Genomic DNA, 1,074 nt, shown 5'->3' with positions numbered 1-1,074 from the left:
AATCAGCCACTTGACCGACTCGTCTGACAAACAAGCCGCAAACAACTTTAGCTCCCAAGCCCAAGAGATCCATAACTCGATTATCAGTTCCATCGTGGCGTTTCAATTTTACGATCGATTATCACAACGACTTGATCATGTGAAACGTGACCTAGGCTGGCTGAGCGAATTGATGTCAGACCCTAACAGCGCCAACAATCCAAGCGCATGGGAAAGACTGCAAAACGACATTAAGTCGAACTATTCTTTGGAAGAAGAGCGACTCATGTTTGAACACATTATGAATGGAGCCTCAGTGAATGAGGCGCTCGAAATATATCGCCATCATTTTGAAAAGACCGATGAAGACGATAGCGATGATGAAGTCGAACTATTCTAATATTTCGACCAAGTCACCTAACGATATAAGTCCCTCGCCACGCTGAACTAAATTCTCACCAAAGCACGCGCCAAATTGATTCAAGCGGTACTGCGCTAAAGTCTTTAAGGGCTCCTTATTATACACCCCCCGTTCGTCCAAGGTAATCATACTGCAGCGTGAACATGGCTTAGCGACATCAAACTCGATCTCCCCTATCTTGATTCGGCGCCATTCCGATTCTTGATATGATTCACTCCCACTGATCACAATATTCGGACGAAAACGATTCATTGCCACCGCATTTTCCAACCTCGAATTCAGATCGAGCAATGACTCCTCACTACACAAAAGAATTGGAAAACCATCAGCAAAACTGACTCGTGCTGATTCCGGTGAAAAATCAGGATCAACCTGTCGATAGGTGCTTGAAGGCATGAAGACTAAACGGACAGACTCATTCAAATACACGGATAATCGCTTATCAAAGTCTTTCGATGACATCGCCAAAGCATCAACACTATCCGACCACACTTCAGCCATCACTGGAACATCAAACTCAGAAAACAGTAATACTGTCTCTATGCCATCGAAATTCACTGACAGCGTGCTTTCACTTACTAAAGCAGAGACTAGTGCCATTTTGGGGTGCGTTCTTTGAGTGACATGCTTTCCTTGATAATTGATGACCATAAAACGCCTATCCATATGTGGCC

Annotated in this window: 2 protein-coding genes; one reads left to right on the top strand and one right to left on the bottom strand. The window is 44.2% G+C overall.

The window, feature by feature from the left end:
* On the top strand, positions 1 to 379 hold a 379-nt coding region (locus A3762_RS27930), incomplete at its 5' end, for a hypothetical protein (RefSeq protein ID WP_197469489.1).
* On the opposite strand, the gene A3762_RS21960 is transcribed toward A3762_RS27930, so the two are convergent.
* Positions 371 to 1,074: MOSC domain-containing protein (locus A3762_RS21960; protein ID WP_082869292.1), on the bottom strand; the 704-nt coding region annotated here is incomplete at its 5' end. The two genes, A3762_RS27930 and A3762_RS21960, sit on opposite strands and share 9 nt — an antisense overlap.

The sequence above is a fragment of the Oleiphilus sp. HI0125 genome, assembly GCF_001635355.1.
This window is presented reverse-complemented; position numbering and strand designations above follow the sequence as displayed.